This window comes from Parafrigoribacterium mesophilum, from assembly GCF_039652555.1.
In the GTDB taxonomy this organism is placed as follows: Bacteria; Actinomycetota; Actinomycetes; order Actinomycetales; family Microbacteriaceae; genus Parafrigoribacterium; species Parafrigoribacterium mesophilum.
The window spans coordinates 576,100-591,647 of record NZ_JBDJAF010000001.1 but is presented as its reverse complement, the minus strand read 5'-3'; the positions used below and the strand labels follow the sequence as shown (position 1 = coordinate 591,647).

The following is a 15,548-nucleotide window of genomic DNA, read 5'->3' as shown; positions in this document are numbered from 1 at the left end:
CGCCGCGATTGGATGCTTGGAAACCAGGTCAGTCAGAATGGCGGTAGGTCTTCAGGTGGCGGCGGATCCCCAGGCGCCGGATCCCCGGGCGCCAGATCCCCAGACGGCGGCTCACTGTGAGGCGGCTCACTTTGAGGCAGCACGGGGCCTTCGGCTGGCGGGCCAGTGCCGATGCCCGGCGCCGGACGCATGGTCAGGTTTGGCTCGGTGATGTAGCGGCGCCCCGCCGGAGAGGTCCAAACCAAGTCACCGGTGCTGGCTCCTGTGGCGTCGCGGACTTGTTCGAGAGTCCACGCTGTCTTGTGCTTCACGGAGTGGTGCGATCCGCAAAGATCCGCCAAATTGTCGTAGTCCGTCATGCCGCCGAAGAACCAATCGAGGGTGTGATCGAGGTCGCATCGACCCGCGGCACAGTTGCAGCCGGGGAATCGGCACGTACCATCGCGCAGTTGCAGCCAGAGGCGCAAGTCTTTGGGGACCCGGTAGCGTTGTCGCCCCATCGACAGCACCACGCCGGTCTCGGGATGGGTGAGCAACCGGATGAAGCTGGGCGCCCGCGCGGCCAGCTCTGTGGCGGTCTCGGTGTCGATCGGGCCGTAACCTTCCAGCGTGGCCGGTTCATCACTGCGGCCGAGCAGGGTGAGGGCGGGAACGGTCACGAACACTGTGGGGGCGATTCCGCGGTACCTGGCGCGGGCGCCCATCTTCCTGGGGGCCACATCGTCGCGCGATTCGTCGCCGTCTGGCTCTACAGCGGTTGGTTTGGCAGCGGTTGGTTGGGCAGCGCTTGGGTCGGCACCCTCGGCGGCGGTCTCTAGCGCTGCCAATGCGGCGAGGATCTCCGGGTCGTCGTCCAGCAGCAGATCACGGAACACGTCGGCACGCAGCTGGCTCAGGGAACGATCCTCGTTCGGTCCCTGCAGGCTCACGGCGATATTGGTGAGGCGGGTGTAGACGGCGACGGCATCCGGCGCAGTCAGCAGAACGTTCAACCAAGCCATGCCGTCTCGGTCGCCGGCGAACTCAACTGCGCGGTCGCCTAGAGCCTTGGTGTGGCGTTCGCTGATGGACTCGGGATGGAGCCGTTCGCGCATCTCTCGCACTTTGCGGTCGAATTTGGATGCCGTCAGCGTGGCGGCAAAGCGCAGTGATTTGGTCTCCAATTCCGAAATGGCCTCGGGCTCGAGGGTGGTGGTTTGGCTGACCATGATTTGCGCGTGCCGATACGAGATCGCACCGTCTCTGAGCGCCACCAGGGTGGCGGGAAGCTCGTGCACCAGCGACTCACTCTCGTTCAGCAGGGCTTCGATGCTTCGTTCCGGCATCCGTAGTGCGGCTCCTAGTTCTGCTCGGAACGATCGATGCAGCATTTCCCGGTGTGTCGGGTCGGTGTTGGAATCGGCGGCGGCGGTGAGTTCGCTGAACATCCTGGCTTGGTCCACCAGTTGCGCGCGCATGGCCATGGCGGCAGCAACGACCCGGTTTGCGCGTTCCGAGGCCTCCACGAGGTTGGACAGCGTGTCCACCATGATGCCCGCTGGCGTCAGGGGACCGTCGGGCGTGGGGGAGTCCCCGCCATCATCCGAAGGTCCAATGATTTCCATGGCCCAAGCAAACACCCGACCACTGACATTGGTGTCTCCTCCGAAAAAGTGCCGCTGGAGAGCTACTGTCCGGGTGCGAGAGCGCCTTGGAAACCATCCACGACGGGCGCGAGTGCCGTGCGCAGATAGGACTCGAGCGGTCCACGGCCGGTACCGGCGGCCGACCACTCCTGGGCGGCCGCCACCGTCGCTCCGAGGGCCGCGTAGGCTGCCGCCCTGGCCAGGGTCACGTCCACCTTCGGCAGTCGGCGCACGATGAATTCGTGGAGGGTTTTGGCCTGTCGCGTGAATCGCACGAGAGCGGATGCCTGCAGCTCGTGCACGCTTCCGATCAGCTCGTACTGCGTGAGGGCGAACGGCACACGGTTCGGGCCGAACTCCGCGCCGAGACCCACGATCGCATCCCGGATCGCCGGCATCACCGGCGTATGCGCCGCCGAGTCTTTCAGCGCCTGCGTCAACTGGCCGATCGTGGCGTCGAGGTCGACCCAGAACACATCGCTTTTCGCGCTGAAGTAGTTGAAGAACGTGTTGCGGCTCACACCGGCGCGTTGCGTGATCTGCTCGATCGAGGTGCCCGCGTAGCTGTTCTCCAGGAAGAGTTCGAACGCGGCTTCTTGAAGCATGTCGCGGGAGGATGCCGGCGGACGTCCCCGGCTAGCAGTCTTCGACATGATGGAACGATGGTACAGGCGGTCGTCCGGTGCACCGTCGCCGGCCGCTAGAATGTTCAGCACAGGCGCTGATCCGGCCATCACCGGGGAGTCCTCGGAAGAAAAGTACACGCGACTGGTCTGCACAAAGGCCGGGCGCCGTATCCATTAGAACCGAGCGGGTGGGCCCGTCACAGCCGACAATGAGTGGCCCGCCGCAGGCGGGCAAGCGGGGTGGTACCGCGCAATTCGCGAAAGCGGGTGGCGTCCTCAGCAGATGATCGACTGATCTGGAGAGAGATGCACTACCCACGTAACTCCGCGGCTGGCACGCCGGGAATCTCCCCTTCGCCCCGGTTCCCCGCGATCGAAGACGGCATACTCGCCTTCTGGAAGCAGGATGCCACCTTCCAAGCATCGATCGACAATCGCGCCGGATGCGAGGAGTGGGTCTTCTACGACGGACCGCCCTTCGCCAACGGGCTACCGCATTACGGGCATCTGCTCACCGGCTACGCCAAGGACCTGTTCCCTCGCTACCAGACCATGCGCGGCAAGCAGGTGCAGCGCCGATTCGGCTGGGACACCCATGGACTGCCCGCCGAACTGGAGGCCGAGCGGCAGCTGGGCATCACCGACAAGAGCCAGATCGACGAGATGGGCATCGCCGCGTTCAACGCGGTCGCCCGCGAATCTGTTCTGGCCTACACGCGGGAGTGGCAGGAGTATGTCACCCGGCAGGCCCGCTGGGTCGACTTCGAGAACGACTACAAGACCCTCGACGTCACCTACATGGAGTCGGTGATCTGGGCCTTCAAACAGCTCTTCGACAAGGGGCTGGCCTACGAGGGCTACCGCGTGCTGCCGTACTGCTGGCACGATCAGACTCCGCTGTCCAACCATGAACTGCGCATGGACGACGACGTCTACAAGATGCGCCAAGACCAGACCGTCACCGTGACCTTTCCGCTGATCGGGGAGGCGGCGGAGTCGCTCGGCCTCAGTGGTGTACGCGCCCTGGCCTGGACGACCACGCCCTGGACCCTGCCCACGAACCTGGCGCTCGCCGTCGGCCCGCGCATCGAGTACGCGGTCGTGCCGACCGGACCACTGGGCAATGCGGACGATCCCGCCAGCTACCTCCTCGCGACGGACACCATTGCCGCTCACGCCAAGGATCTCGGCTATGCCAGCACCGACGACGCAGTGAAGGCGGTCACCAGAACGTTCCTCGGCGCCGAACTGGACGGTGTGCGCTACCAACGGCTCTGGGACTACTATGCCGACACCGACATATGGGGTACCGAGAACGCGTGGCAGATTCTGCTCGCAGAATATGTCGAGACCGGCGAGGGCACCGGCATTGTGCACCAAGCGCCGGCCTACGGTGAAGACGACCAGATCTCGTGCGCCGCGGCAGGCATCCCGGTGGTGCTCTCGGTCGACGCCGGCGGTCGCTTTCTGCCCATCATTGAGCCCGTCGCTGGCCTGCAGGTGTTCGATGCTAACAAGCTGCTGACCCAGCAGCTGCGGGCCGAAGGCCGGCTGCTCAAAGTGGCCAGCTTCGAGCACAGTTACCCGCACTGCTGGCGGTGCCGGAACCCGCTGATCTACAAGGCCGTGTCGAGTTGGTTCATCCGGGTGCCGGAGTTCCGGGACCGCATGGGCGAGCTCAATCAGCAGATCAACTGGGTGCCGGAGAACGTCAAAGACGGCCAGTTCGGTCATTGGCTGGCCAACGCCCGCGACTGGTCCATCTCCCGCAACCGCTATTGGGGTTCCCCGATCCCGGTCTGGAAGAGCGACGACCCCGCGTACCCCCGCATCGACGTGTACGGCTCCCTGGCAGAACTCGAGCACGACTTCGGCGAATTACCGAAAAACACCGCAGGTCAGACCGACCTGCACCGGCCGTACATCGATGAACTGACTCGGCCGAACCCGGACGACCCGACCGGCAAGTCCACCATGCGCCGCATAGACGACGTGCTGGATGTCTGGTTCGACTCCGGCTCGATGCCGTTCGCGCAGGTGCACTACCCGTTCGAGAACCAGGATTGGTTCGACACGCACAACCCAGCGGACTTCGTCGTCGAATACATCGGCCAGACCCGCGGCTGGTTCTACCTGTTGCACACACTCTCCACGGCGCTGTTCGACCGCCCGGCCTTCACCAACGTCATCAGCCACGGCATCGTGCTCGGCAGCGACGGCCAAAAAATGTCGAAGAGCCTGCGCAACTATCCGGATGTCTCGGAAGTGTTCGACCGGGACGGCGCGGATGCCATGCGCTGGTTCCTCATGTCGTCGTCGGTGATCCGCGGCGGCAACCTGGTCGTCACTGAGGAAGGCATCCGAGAGGGTGTTCGCCAGTTCCTGCTGCCGCTGTGGAGCACGTATTACTTCTTCACGCTCTATGCCAACGCTTCGACGGGGCTCAGCGCAAGCGCTCATTCGACGGGGCTCAGCGCAAGCGCTCATTCGACGGGGCTCAGCGCAAGCGCTCATTCGGCGGGGCTCAGCGCAAGCGCTCATTCGACGGGGCTCAGCGCAAGCGCTCATTCGACGGGGCTCAGCGCAAGCGCTACCGCTACCGACACCGGCTACGAAGCCAGCTGGCGCACCGACTCTGACGACATCCTGGACCGGTACATCCTGGCCAAGACCCGTCGCCTGATCCACGACGTGACCGCCGACCTGGATGCCCTCGACTCACCGATGGGCGCGGCCAAGCTTCGGGACTTCGCCGACGTGCTCACCAACTGGTACGTGCGCCGCAGCCGCGACAGGTTCTGGGTCGGCGACGACACCCGCGCGTTCGACACCCTCTACACGGTGCTGGAAACCGTCACCAGGGTCGCTGCTCCGTTCCTGCCGCTGGTTACAGAAGAAGTCTGGAAGGGCTTGACCGGCGGCCGCAGCGTGCACCTCACCGACTGGCCGGACGAGACATTGTTCCCCGCGGATGACGCACTGGTCGAATCGATGGACCGGGTGCGCGAAATCGCCTCGGCGGGACTCGCCTTGCGCAAGTCCACCGGGATGCGGGTGCGGCTTCCCCTTGCCGAACTCACCGTGGTCACAGACCGCACCAGCGGGCTCACCGACTTCGCCGACATCCTGCGCGACGAACTCAACGTCAAGAAGCTCACCGTGCGCGCGCTTGGTGCGGAGACGCTGGCGGAATTCGGCATCACTAAGAAGCTCACGGTGAACGCTCGCGCCGTCGGACCGCGCCTGGGCAAGGCCGTGCAGCAGATCATCGCCGCCGCCAAGGCCGGCGACTGGGAGAGCACCGGGGACGGTGTCCGCGTCAGCGGCTACGAACTGTCGTCGGGGGAGTTCACCCTCGAACTGCAGGCGGATGCCCACGGGCACGCGATCACCTTTCTCTCCGGAGGCGGATTCGTGCTGCTCAACACCACGACAACGCCGGAACTGGAAGCCGAAGGTCTTGCGCGCGACTTGGTGCGAGCCATCCAGGACGCCCGGAAGGCGGCCGGCCTGGACGTGAGCGATCGGATTGCCGCAACGGTCATCGCCGATGTGGACTCAGTCGCGGCGATCAAGGCGCACCGGGCTCTCATTCAGCGCGAGACGTTGAGCACGCGGCTCGGCGTGGACACCGCCGAGCCCCTCCCCACGACGCCGCCGGTAACGGTGGGACACGCTGGCCAGGCCTGGATTGAGGTACAGAAGATATGAGCGAAAAAGAAGATCCCGAGATCGGCAACGACGCCCTGTTCGAGGTGCCGGCCGAACACGTCTATGAGCAGCTTCTCGCCCGAGTGGGGGAAGCCCAACCGCGCCCGCGCCTGGCTCCGACCCGCCGCGCCGTCGAACTGCTCGGGGATCCGCAGCGTTCGTATCCGATCATCCACATCACCGGCACCAACGGCAAGACGAGCACGAGCCGAATCGCCGAGAGCATCCTGAGGGCCCACGGGCTTCGAACCGGGCTGCTCACCAGCCCGCACCTGGTGCGGATGAACGAGCGGATCGTCATCGACGGTGAGCCGATCTCCAACGAGGCGCTCGTCGCGAACTGGGAAGACATCCAGCCCTACCTGGCCATGGTGGATGCAGAACTGGAGGCCGCCGACGACCTGCCGCTCACGTTCTTCGAAGCGCTCACCGTGCTGGCGTTCGCCTGCTTCGCCGACGCTCCGGTGGACGTGGCTGTCATCGAGGTCGGCATGGGCGGCGAGTGGGATTCCACCAACGTCGGCGACGGCCAGGTCGCGGTGTTCGCGCCGATCGCCCTGGACCACACGAAACGGCTGGGCAACACCATTGCCGAAATCGCCACCACCAAGGCGGGCATCATCAAGCCGGCCGCCCGCGTGGTGACGGCACGGCAAACCCCCGAAGCCCTCGCCCAACTGCAGCGGGCCGCCGACCTGACCGAATCGACACTCTCGGTCGAGGGCGACCAGTTCTCGCTGATCTCGAACACCATGGCGGTGGGCGGACAGGTGGTATCGGTGCAGGGACTCGCCGGACGCTACGACGACCTGTTCCTGCCGATGTTCGGCGACCACCAGGCGCAGAACGCCACCCTGGCGATCGCCGCCGTCGAGTCCTTCCTCGGCGACGGAAAGCAGCCCATCGCGCACGAGCTGGTTGCGCAGGGACTGGCGACCGCGTCGTCGCCGGGGCGGCTCCAGATCCTCGGCCTCGAACCCACGGTGCTCGTGGATGCCGCGCACAACCCGCACGGAGCAAAAGCGCTCGCCGCAGCCCTGCCGACCTACTTCGCCTTCGATGAGATCACCCTCGTGGTCGGAATCTTGGCGGACAAGGACGTCCACGGCATCCTGGACGCCCTCGGTCCGCTGGTGGATCGCATCCACGTCACCCGATCCAGTTCAGAGCGTGCCATCCCGGTGGACGATTTGGCCGACCGGGTCGAGGACTGGGTGCACGGAAAGCCCGAATTGCGGTTCGAGTCGCTTTCTGAGGCCATCGCCGAAGCCCGGGAGTGGGCCAGCCTGGCCCCGCGGCGGGCCGTGCTCGTCACCGGATCGATCACTCTGGTCGGTGAGGCCATCGCACTCGCCGCCGAGGAAGGCTGGGGCCGGTGAGCGCACCCGTCGCCCCGTCAGCTGGCCGGCCGCGGCGTCAACGTTCCGCAACCGAATCGCTGCTGTCCATCGCTCTCGGGCTGGAGGCCGCACTGGTCTTCTTCATGACGATGGCCGCCTTGGGCCTCCAGCTGCTGCCGGCCCTGGCCACCCTCGGCGGCGGAGCGGCACTCCTGCTGATCCTGATTGCCGCGACCCGGGTGCTGCGCTACCGCTGGGGCGTCTGGCTCGGCTGGGTGCTGCAGATCGTCATTATCGCCACCGGGGCGGTGGTTCCGCTCATGTACGTCGTCGGCGCGGGGTTCGTCGTCATTTGGATCTATTGCTTTATTACCGGCACTCGTCTTGACCGACGCAATGCCACCATCCACCCTGAGGAGTAGCTGTGAGTTCCACTGTTGAAGAAACCCTTGTCCTGATCAAGCCTGACGGCGTGGCGAGAAGCCTCACCGGCGAGATTCTGCGCCGCATCGAGGCGAAGGGCTACCAACTGGTCGATGTGCGGCTGCTGCAGGCCGAGCGCGACCTGCTGGCCCGGCATTACGCCGAGCACGAGGGCAAGCCGTTTTACGAGCCGTTGGTGGAATTCATGGAAAGCGGCCCCATTGTGGCCATGCGAGTCGCGGGCAATCGGGTCATCGAAGGCTTTCGGATGCTCGCTGGCACGACGGATCCGACGACCGCGGCACCGGGCACCATTCGGGGCGATCTGGGCCGTGACTGGGGGCTGGCCGTTCAGCAGAACCTGGTTCACGGTTCCGACTCGGCGGAATCGGCTGCGCGCGAACTGGCCCTCTGGTTCCCCGGAAAGTAGCGGCGCGCTAGGGGAACAGTAGGCCGATGACGTCGAGCCGCACCTGCGCGATCGCGGCCACCACCACATAGCTGAGCAGGGTGATCAACGGCACCCACGTGTACGCGGCGGTGAAGAACCGGCGCGCCCCGGTGCCGACCGGAATGTTGCCCGATTTGAGGTTGTATAGGGTCACGGCCCAGAACAACGGAATTGTCACCGACCAGACCACCAGGCACCACGGGCACAATGTGCCCAGGACCAGGAGGCTCTGCGTGATGAACCAGCAGACCAGGCCGAATGCCCCGACGACCCCCAGGTTGAAAAGTATCCAGAACCAGCGCGCAAAACGCGCTCCGGCCAAGATTGATACGCCCACGAGGATGGGTACCACGAATCCGGCGATGCCCAGCAACGGGTTCGGGAAACCGAAGACCGAACCCTGCCATGCGGTGAGATTCTTGCCGCACTGCACCGTCGGATTGATGTTGCAGCCCAGACTGGCGCCGGGGTCGGCGAGAAGTTTGAACTTGTCCAGCGTCAGCGCCCACGCAGCGAGAAACCCGATAATGCCCGAAACGACGAGGAAAATGGCGAGACCGAGGGGGCGTTGACGTTGCGGTGTAGGCACGCTGCAGATTATTGCATGGCTCAAATCCCGGCTTACAGACTATGCGTGCGATAATTTGATGTAGTCATCCGAGCCGCGCTCGGAATGGCGCCAAAGAAGGCTTCCCGGGCACCGAACCGGGCCACGATGGATCGGCACTGGCGTGCCGTCACAGAAAGCGTGTCGGATAGCCAGTTCCGAACAGGAAAACAAAGACGAGCGCCACCGCAGTGAAGTCCCGTACCAGTACGGCAGTGCCAAGGCACAGCGTGCAGGGATCGGGCAGAACCGGCGGACGGCGAGACGTGAGGATTAGCGTGAGACCACAAAGCGGGTCTTGGGCGTGAGAGAGTACCCGAACTGGTGGCGCGGCCGCCCGTGGCGGGGTAGGAGTACGCCAGCAATGGTGGAGAACAACGACAACAACCAGGGCGAGAAGACCGACGGGGTCAAGAAGCGCAGCAGGCTCTTCGGGTCACACCGGCAACCTAAGCAGGTAACCCAAGTACAGCCGGAGCTCGAAATGCCGGCAGTGGCTCCGGAGCCGGAGACGACGGCGCCCAGCAAGACCCCGGTGGCTAAGAAGGCGCCGAGCAAGACCGCGGCCGCCAAGTCTGCGCAGGACGACGCCGTGGCCGAAGCTGAACCACAGGAGCCGGCCGCCAAGGCCCGCACCCGCCGCGCCGCGGTACCGCGGGCCAAGAAGAAGAGCGAAGCCTCTGAGTCGGTTGCCGAGTCCACTTCAACTGAGTCGGCGGAGGCGGAATCATCGGCCGAATCATCGGCCGGAAAGAAGGCAGACGCCGCGCCCGCGCGTGCATCGCTGATGGCGCCTCTGTTCCAAGCTCCCGACCTTTCGGCGTTCCCGCCGCGACGCGGCGACCGCGGCCGGGGTGGGAACGGCAATGAGCACGACGACAACGGTCACGACCACGACCACCACGACGATGAGACCGGCACGGTGCGCCGCCGGGCCCGCCGCCGCTCCGGCGATGAAGACCAATCCGGCGAGGACACCCCGCCCGGCACCGTGATCAAGGTGCGCACTCCGCGCAAACAGCACGAGCCAAGCAACGAACCGCAGAAGGTGCGCGGCTCCACCAGGCTCGAGGCCAAGAAGCAGCGCCGGCGTGACGGCCGCGACGCGGGGCGGCGCCGTTCCGTCATCACAGAGTCCGAGTTCCTCGCTCGACGCGAGAGTGTCGACCGCGCCATGGTGGTGCGCTCCAAGGCCGATCGCATCCAGATCGCAGTGTTAGAAGACGGCGTGCTGGTCGAGCACTACGTCGCCAAGGCCGCCGAGGCGTCCTTGATCGGCAACGTGTACCTGGGACGCGTGCAGAACGTGCTGCCCAGCATGGAGGCCGCCTTCGTCGACATCGGGCGCGGCCGCAACGCCGTGCTCTACTCCGGAGAAGTGGACTGGGAGGCCGCGGCGGCCGATCACAAGGGCGGCGGCAGCCAGGCACGCCGCATTGAGCTGGCGCTGAAGCCGGGCGACAAGGTGCTCGTGCAGGTGAGCAAGGACCCTGTCGGGCACAAGGGCGCCAGGCTCACCAGCCAGGTGTCGCTGCCCGGCCGGTACCTCGTGTATGTGCCCAACGGGTCGATGAACGGTATCTCCCGCAAGCTTCCGGACACTGAGCGTGCCCGGCTCAAGAAGATCCTCAAGGAGGTGCTGCCCGAAAACGTCGGCGTGATCGTACGCACCGCTGCCGAGGGCGCCACCGAGGAACAGCTGACTCTGGACGTCAACCGTCTCACCGCGCAGTGGGCGGAGATCAGCCACGCACTGGAGAGCGTGCAGGCCCCGGCTCTGCTGCACAGCGAGCCTGACCTCTTGGTCAAGATCGTGCGCGACGTCTTCAACGAGGACTTCCACAGGCTCGTCATTGAGGGCGAGGATGCCGAGGCGACGATCCTCAAGTACCTCGGCCAGGTGGCACCCGACCTCATCGACCGCGTCGAGCGGTACGAAGGAACGGCCGATTCGTTCGATGAGTTCCGGATCACGGAGCAGATTGAGAAGGCCCTCGACCGCAAGGTGTGGCTGCCCTCGGGCGGCTCGCTAGTCATCGACCGCACCGAAGCCATGACCGTCATCGACGTGAACACCGGCAAGTTCGTCGGCTCCGGTGGCAACCTCGAAGAGACCGTGACGAAGAACAACCTCGAGGCCGCCGAGGAGATCGTGCGTCAACTGCGTCTGCGTGACATCGGAGGAATCATTGTCGTCGACTTCATCGACATGGTGCTCGAGTCCAACCGTGATCTCGTGCTGCGGCGGCTGGTGGAATGCCTCAGCCGCGACCGGACCAAGCACCAGGTCGCCGAGGTCACATCGCTCGGTCTGATCCAGATGACGCGCAAGAAGTTGGGCCTCGGCCTTGTCGAGTCGTTCAGTGAGCCGTGCGAGAACTGCGCTGGCCGCGGCATCATCATCCATCACGACCCGGTGACCAAGCACCGCCAAACCGCTCAGCCGGAGATTCGTCGCGGACGTGGCAAGGGCGGCGATTCCGGCCGGGGTTCCTCGGGCAACGGCGCGGCGAAGAGCGGCAGCGCCGTGGTCACCCACGCGATCACCGAAGACGTCAAGAGCGCGCTGGCCCAGATTGCGGCGAGCACCATCGTTCCGACCGTGGAGCCGGCCGAGCGTCAGACGGAGCCGGCCGCGGCCGGTGAGGCTGTTCCCGCTGCCAACGCACCCCGGGCACAGGAGGCGCCACAAGCACCGGCAGCACAAGCTCAAGAGGCGCCGGTGAACGCTGCGATCACGGATGCGCCCGAAACCCGCGTGGAGGCGGCGTCAGTGGCCGCAGCGGAGGCTGCGATGGCCATCCTGGACATCCCGCTCAAGAAGAGCACCCGACCGCCGCGACGGATCAGCACGAAGGACGCTGAGGACATCCTGGACTCCGTGCTGGATGCGCTGCCCGAGCCGAAGCAGCCAGGTCAGGGCCGCTCCCGGCGTCCCCGTCGTGCATCCTCGGCGGGAGTAACCACCACGCCATCCGACCAGCCCTCCTAGCCACTCCGCCCCGTCTACCCCCTCCCGTCCCCGTCCCCGTCCCCACCCCGTTTCAAGGAAAAACCGCATCCGGCCGACCATAAACCGGCGAAGTAGGGCTGCTGTGAACAGAAACTCCGTGAAACGGGATTAAGACGGGGCGGGTGACGGGGTGCTGGGTTGCTAAGCGGCGGGTTGGCTAGGTGGCGGACGGACCGGACGGTCGGCGCTGGCGCTGGGTGACGCGCAGGCCGCTGGCCTGCAGGCGCAATACGAAGTCGCGGATGCTGACCGGCTGTGCCCCCGTGGCGACCAGTTCGTCGTACCGGTCGTCGGGGACGTCGTAGTGGTCCAGGTCGAAGCTACGGGACGGCACTCCCGCGGTTGCCGCGAAGCGGTGCAGCTCCTCGAGGGAGGTGTCGCTGACGATGTGCGACCACAGTCTGCCGTGAGCCGGCCAGATGGGCCGGTCGATCAGCACCGTCATGGATGCAGTCTAAACAACGAGCGAATCAGGGTGTTGTCGAGAACGTGCCCAAGCATCCGGTAAAATGGTCGAAGCGGGCTCGCTGAGACGGTTTGACCGGCCCGCCGTCTATCGAGTACTGTTGACCCTTGGTGTGTGCTGGGCTAAGCCCGCCTGAGACGCCAACAGATTTCCTCGTGTCTCAAGAACATTCGGCTTTCAAAAGTAAGGGTTACCAAGTGGTTTACGCAGTTGTGCGCGCTGGCGGTCGTCAGGAGAAGGTCGAGGTCGGCACAATCGTCGTGCTGGACCGCATCAAGGCAAACAAGGACGGCAACATCGAGTTGGCCCCCGTGCTGCTCGTCGACGGTGACAAGATCACCCACGACGCTAAGTCGCTGGCCAAGGTGAAAGTCACCGCAGAGGTAGTCGGCGACCTGCGTGGCCCCAAGATCGTGATCCAGAAGTTCAAGAACAAGACCGGGTACAAGAAGCGCCAGGGCCACCGCTCTGAACTCACCCGCGTCAAGATCACCGGCATCAAGTAGCACTCAACAAGAACAGCGGAGCTGAACACTCATGGCACACAAAAAGGGCGCAAGCTCCACACGTAACGGTCGCGACTCGAACGCGCAGCGCCTCGGCGTGAAGCGCTTCGGCGGCCAGGTCGTCAACTCGGGCGAAATCATCGTGCGCCAGCACGGCACTCACTTCCACCCCGGCGCCAACGTCGGCCGCGGCGGCGACGACACGCTGTTCGCCCTCTCGGCGGGCGCCGTGGAGTTCGGCACCAAGGGCGGCCGCAAGGTCGTCAACATCGTGGTCGGCGCCGAGTAGCGCTTCAGATCATCACCGCGGGCGAGCTTCGGCTCGCTCGCGGCATTTAACGCACGAATATTATGCCGGCGAAACGTCCGGCGGGAGGGATGCGATCATGGCCACCTTCGTTGACCAAGTAACCCTTCACCTGAAAGCAGGCGACGGCGGTAACGGATGCGTCTCGATCCGTCGTGAGAAATTCAAACCACTCGCAGGTCCCGACGGCGGCGACGGCGGCAACGGCGGCGACATCGTGCTGGTCAGCGACAGCCAGGTGACAACACTGCTCGGGTTCCACCGGGCACCGCACCGCAGTTCCGGCAACGGCGGTCCCGGCATGGGCGATTACCGCAGCGGTGCCGACGGGCCCGAATTGGTACTCCAGGTGCCGGTGGGCACGGTCGTGAAGGATGCCGACGGCACCGAACTCATCGACCTCGTCGAACCCGGAATGCGGTTCGTCGTTGCCCCCGGCGGCCGCGGGGGACTCGGCAACTCGGCTCTGGCCAGCTCGAAGCGAAAGGCGCCAGGCTTCGCGCTGCTCGGCACGCCAGGCTGGGACGGCGACGTGCTCCTGGAACTCAAGGTGGTCGCCGACGTCGCGCTGGTGGGCTATCCGTCCGCGGGCAAGTCGAGCCTGGTCGCTGCGATCTCCGCCGCCAAGCCCAAGATCGCAGAGTACCCGTTCACCACGCTGCACCCCAACCTCGGCGTGGTGCAGGCCGGCGAGGTGCGCTACACCGTTGCCGATGTCCCCGGCCTTATCGAGGGTGCCAGCGAAGGCAGGGGTCTCGGCCTGGAGTTCCTGCGCCACGTCGAACGCTGCACTGTTCTCGTGCACGTGCTGGATTGTGCGACGCTCGATCCCGGCCGTGACCCGATCAGCGACCTCGACGTGATTCTCGGCGAGCTTGCCGCCTATCCGGTGCCCGCCGGTCAGCTTCCGCTGCTGGATCGTCCGCAGCTCGTCGCACTCAACAAAACGGACGTCCCCGACGGGAAGGAACTCGCCGACCTCGTCCGCCCCGAGCTCGAGGCGCGTGGTTACCGGGTCTTCGAGATTTCCGCGGTGAGTCGCGACGGCTTACGCGGCCTGTCGTACGCCCTGGGCGAGCTCGTCGCCAAGGAGCGCGCCGAACGCGCCGCAGAGCCGGAGGGCCCGCGCATCGTCATGCGTCCCCGTGCCGTGGATGAGAGCGGATTCGAGGTGCGCGTGGAGGGCGGATCAGCCGGGAACACCTATCGCATTCTGGGAGCCAAACCCGAACGCTGGGTGGCTCAGACCGACTTCAACAACGACGAAGCCGTCGGATTCCTCGCCGACCGATTGGCCAAGCTCGGCGTCGAGGATGAGCTGTTCAAAGCAGGGGCCGTCGCCGGGTCTACAGTAGTTATCGGCGCAGGGGTTGGCGTCGTCTTCGATTGGGAGCCGACACTGACCTCGACCGCGGAGCTCATCACAAGCCCGCGAGGCGCCGATGCCCGTATCGGCGGCAGCGAGAGGCCCACAAGGCATCAGCGCCGTGACGACTACTTCGCCAGGATGGATGCCAAGGCCGCAGCGCGCGCCGAACTCATCCGTGAACGCGAGGCCGGCATGTGGACCGATGATGACGGATTCGCCGTCGAACAGCAGCCGTCACAGGACAGTGCGGCAGAACAGGATGATACCCGCCGCGATGACTGAGGTGATCGTCTCCCGTGCCGATGTGCCACACGCGCACCGGATTGTGGTCAAGGTCGGCTCCTCGTCGATCAGCGGCGCCAACGCCGCCCAAATCCCCAAACTGATCGACGCCCTGGCGGCGGTGCACGCGCGAGGCGCCGAAGTCATCCTGGTCTCCTCCGGCGCCATCGCCACCGGACTGCCGTACCTGAAGCTGGTCGGCCGGCCCACTGACCTCGCCACCCAGCAAGCGGCCGCGGCAGTCGGCCAGAACGTACTGATCTTCCGCTACCAGGAAAGCCTGGACCGCTACCGCATCGTCGCCGGTCAGGTGCTACTCACCTCCAGCGACCTCACCAACCAGAAACACCGCAGCAACGCGCAACGCGCCATGGAGCGGTTGATGGGGCTGCGCATCCTGCCCATCGTCAACGAGAACGACACCGTGGCCACCCACGAGATCCGGTTCGGCGACAACGATCGTCTCGCCGCGCTCGTGGCGCGCCTGGTGCACGCCGATCTGCTCGTGCTGCTGTCGGATGTCGACGCCCTTTACACGAAGCCGCCCGCGGAGCCCGGGGCGCTGCGCATCCACAGTGTGCCGTACGGCGACGAACTGGACGGCGTGCAGTTCGGTGAAGCCAGCGAAACCGGCGTCGGAACCGGGGGAGCGGTAACCAAGGTGGCCGCCGCCCGGCTCGCGGCCGATGCCGGCACACCGGTGCTCCTGGCCTCCACCGCGGAGGTCGCCGCAGCGCTCGGCGGCGCCGACCTGGGAACCTGGTTCGCCGCGAATCCCGCCCAGCAGGGCGCTGAACTGGCCAGCACGCCTGGCTAAACTTG

Annotated in this window: 13 protein-coding genes; 9 read left to right on the top strand and 4 right to left on the bottom strand. The window is 65.6% G+C overall.

What is annotated here, in order from left to right:
* Positions 1-32 precede the first annotated feature (32 nt).
* Complete coding sequence (locus ABFX56_RS02745; protein ID WP_346231750.1) at positions 33-1,604, bottom strand: HNH endonuclease signature motif containing protein; 1,572 nt, start codon at positions 1,602-1,604, stop codon at positions 33-35.
* A gap of 62 nt (positions 1,605-1,666) precedes the next feature.
* The gene (locus ABFX56_RS02740; RefSeq protein ID WP_346231749.1) at positions 1,667-2,278 is read right to left on the bottom strand and encodes a TetR/AcrR family transcriptional regulator; all 612 of its coding nucleotides are present in this window, start codon (positions 2,276-2,278) and stop codon (positions 1,667-1,669) included.
* A 279-nt stretch (positions 2,279-2,557) separates the two neighbouring features.
* Here ABFX56_RS02740 and ileS point away from each other — a divergent pair, with 279 nt between their 5' ends.
* The 4 genes from ileS to ndk are packed head-to-tail and all read left to right on the top strand — an operon-like array spanning position 2,558 to position 8,155.
* Positions 2,558-5,962: an isoleucine--tRNA ligase gene (ileS, locus tag ABFX56_RS02735; RefSeq protein WP_346231748.1), complete on the top strand. Its 3,405-nt coding sequence runs from the start codon at positions 2,558-2,560 to the stop codon at positions 5,960-5,962.
* Complete coding sequence (locus ABFX56_RS02730) at positions 5,959-7,341, top strand: bifunctional folylpolyglutamate synthase/dihydrofolate synthase (protein WP_346231747.1); 1,383 nt, start codon at positions 5,959-5,961, stop codon at positions 7,339-7,341. Before ileS ends, ABFX56_RS02730 begins: the two co-directional genes overlap by 4 nt.
* A complete protein-coding gene (locus ABFX56_RS02725; RefSeq protein WP_346231746.1) occupies positions 7,338-7,724 on the top strand; it encodes a DUF4233 domain-containing protein in 387 nt (128 codons plus the stop codon). Before ABFX56_RS02730 ends, ABFX56_RS02725 begins: the two co-directional genes overlap by 4 nt.
* Positions 7,725-7,726: 2 nt before the next feature.
* A complete protein-coding gene (gene ndk, locus ABFX56_RS02720) occupies positions 7,727-8,155 on the top strand; it encodes a nucleoside-diphosphate kinase (RefSeq protein WP_346231745.1) in 429 nt (142 codons plus the stop codon).
* Positions 8,156-8,162: 7 nt separating this feature from the next.
* Here ndk and ABFX56_RS02715 read toward each other — a convergent pair whose 3' ends face one another.
* Positions 8,163-8,765, bottom strand: coding sequence for a vitamin K epoxide reductase family protein (locus ABFX56_RS02715; RefSeq protein WP_346231744.1), 603 nt, complete (start codon positions 8,763-8,765; stop codon positions 8,163-8,165).
* Positions 8,766-9,147: 382 nt separating this feature from the next.
* Here ABFX56_RS02715 and ABFX56_RS02710 point away from each other — a divergent pair, with 382 nt between their 5' ends.
* The gene (locus ABFX56_RS02710) at positions 9,148-11,775 is read left to right on the top strand and encodes an Rne/Rng family ribonuclease (protein WP_346231743.1); all 2,628 of its coding nucleotides are present in this window, start codon (positions 9,148-9,150) and stop codon (positions 11,773-11,775) included.
* Positions 11,776-11,953: 178 nt separating this feature from the next.
* Here the strand turns inward: ABFX56_RS02710 and ABFX56_RS02705 are convergent, their stop codons facing one another.
* Complete coding sequence (locus ABFX56_RS02705; protein ID WP_346231742.1) at positions 11,954-12,241, bottom strand: DUF4031 domain-containing protein; 288 nt, start codon at positions 12,239-12,241, stop codon at positions 11,954-11,956.
* 218 nt (positions 12,242-12,459) lie between these two features.
* Between ABFX56_RS02705 and rplU the strand changes: the two genes are divergently transcribed.
* The 4 genes from rplU to proB all read left to right on the top strand — a co-directional run bounded on the left by rplU (position 12,460) and on the right by proB (position 15,543).
* A complete protein-coding gene (gene rplU / locus ABFX56_RS02700) occupies positions 12,460-12,768 on the top strand; it encodes a 50S ribosomal protein L21 (protein ID WP_346231741.1) in 309 nt (102 codons plus the stop codon).
* A 31-nt stretch (positions 12,769-12,799) separates the two neighbouring features.
* Entirely contained in the window at positions 12,800-13,057 is a 258-nt protein-coding gene (rpmA, locus tag ABFX56_RS02695) for a 50S ribosomal protein L27 (RefSeq protein ID WP_346231740.1), read from the top strand.
* 97 nt (positions 13,058-13,154) lie between these two features.
* Positions 13,155-14,726: a GTPase ObgE gene (gene obgE, locus ABFX56_RS02690; RefSeq protein ID WP_346231739.1), complete on the top strand. Its 1,572-nt coding sequence runs from the start codon at positions 13,155-13,157 to the stop codon at positions 14,724-14,726.
* Positions 14,719-15,543, top strand: coding sequence for a glutamate 5-kinase (proB, locus tag ABFX56_RS02685; RefSeq protein ID WP_346231738.1), 825 nt, complete (start codon positions 14,719-14,721; stop codon positions 15,541-15,543). The genes obgE and proB overlap by 8 nt, the downstream gene beginning before the upstream one ends.
* Positions 15,544-15,548 lie beyond the last annotated feature (5 nt).

Coding starts and splice junctions, on each gene's coding strand:
- ABFX56_RS02745 (WP_346231750.1), bottom strand. CDS start 1,604: ATGGAAATCATTGGACCTTCGGATGATGGCGGGGACTCCCCCACGCCC.
- ABFX56_RS02740 (WP_346231749.1), bottom strand. CDS start 2,278: ATGTCGAAGACTGCTAGCCGGGGACGTCCGCCGGCATCCTCCCGCGAC.
- ileS (WP_346231748.1), top strand. CDS start 2,558: ATGCACTACCCACGTAACTCCGCGGCTGGCACGCCGGGAATCTCCCCT.
- ABFX56_RS02730 (WP_346231747.1), top strand. CDS start 5,959: ATGAGCGAAAAAGAAGATCCCGAGATCGGCAACGACGCCCTGTTCGAG.
- ABFX56_RS02710 (WP_346231743.1), top strand. CDS start 9,148: ATGGTGGAGAACAACGACAACAACCAGGGCGAGAAGACCGACGGGGTC.
- ABFX56_RS02705 (WP_346231742.1), bottom strand. CDS start 12,241: ATGACGGTGCTGATCGACCGGCCCATCTGGCCGGCTCACGGCAGACTG.
- rpmA (WP_346231740.1), top strand. CDS start 12,800: ATGGCACACAAAAAGGGCGCAAGCTCCACACGTAACGGTCGCGACTCG.
- obgE (WP_346231739.1), top strand. CDS start 13,155: ATGGCCACCTTCGTTGACCAAGTAACCCTTCACCTGAAAGCAGGCGAC.
- proB (WP_346231738.1), top strand. CDS start 14,719: ATGACTGAGGTGATCGTCTCCCGTGCCGATGTGCCACACGCGCACCGG.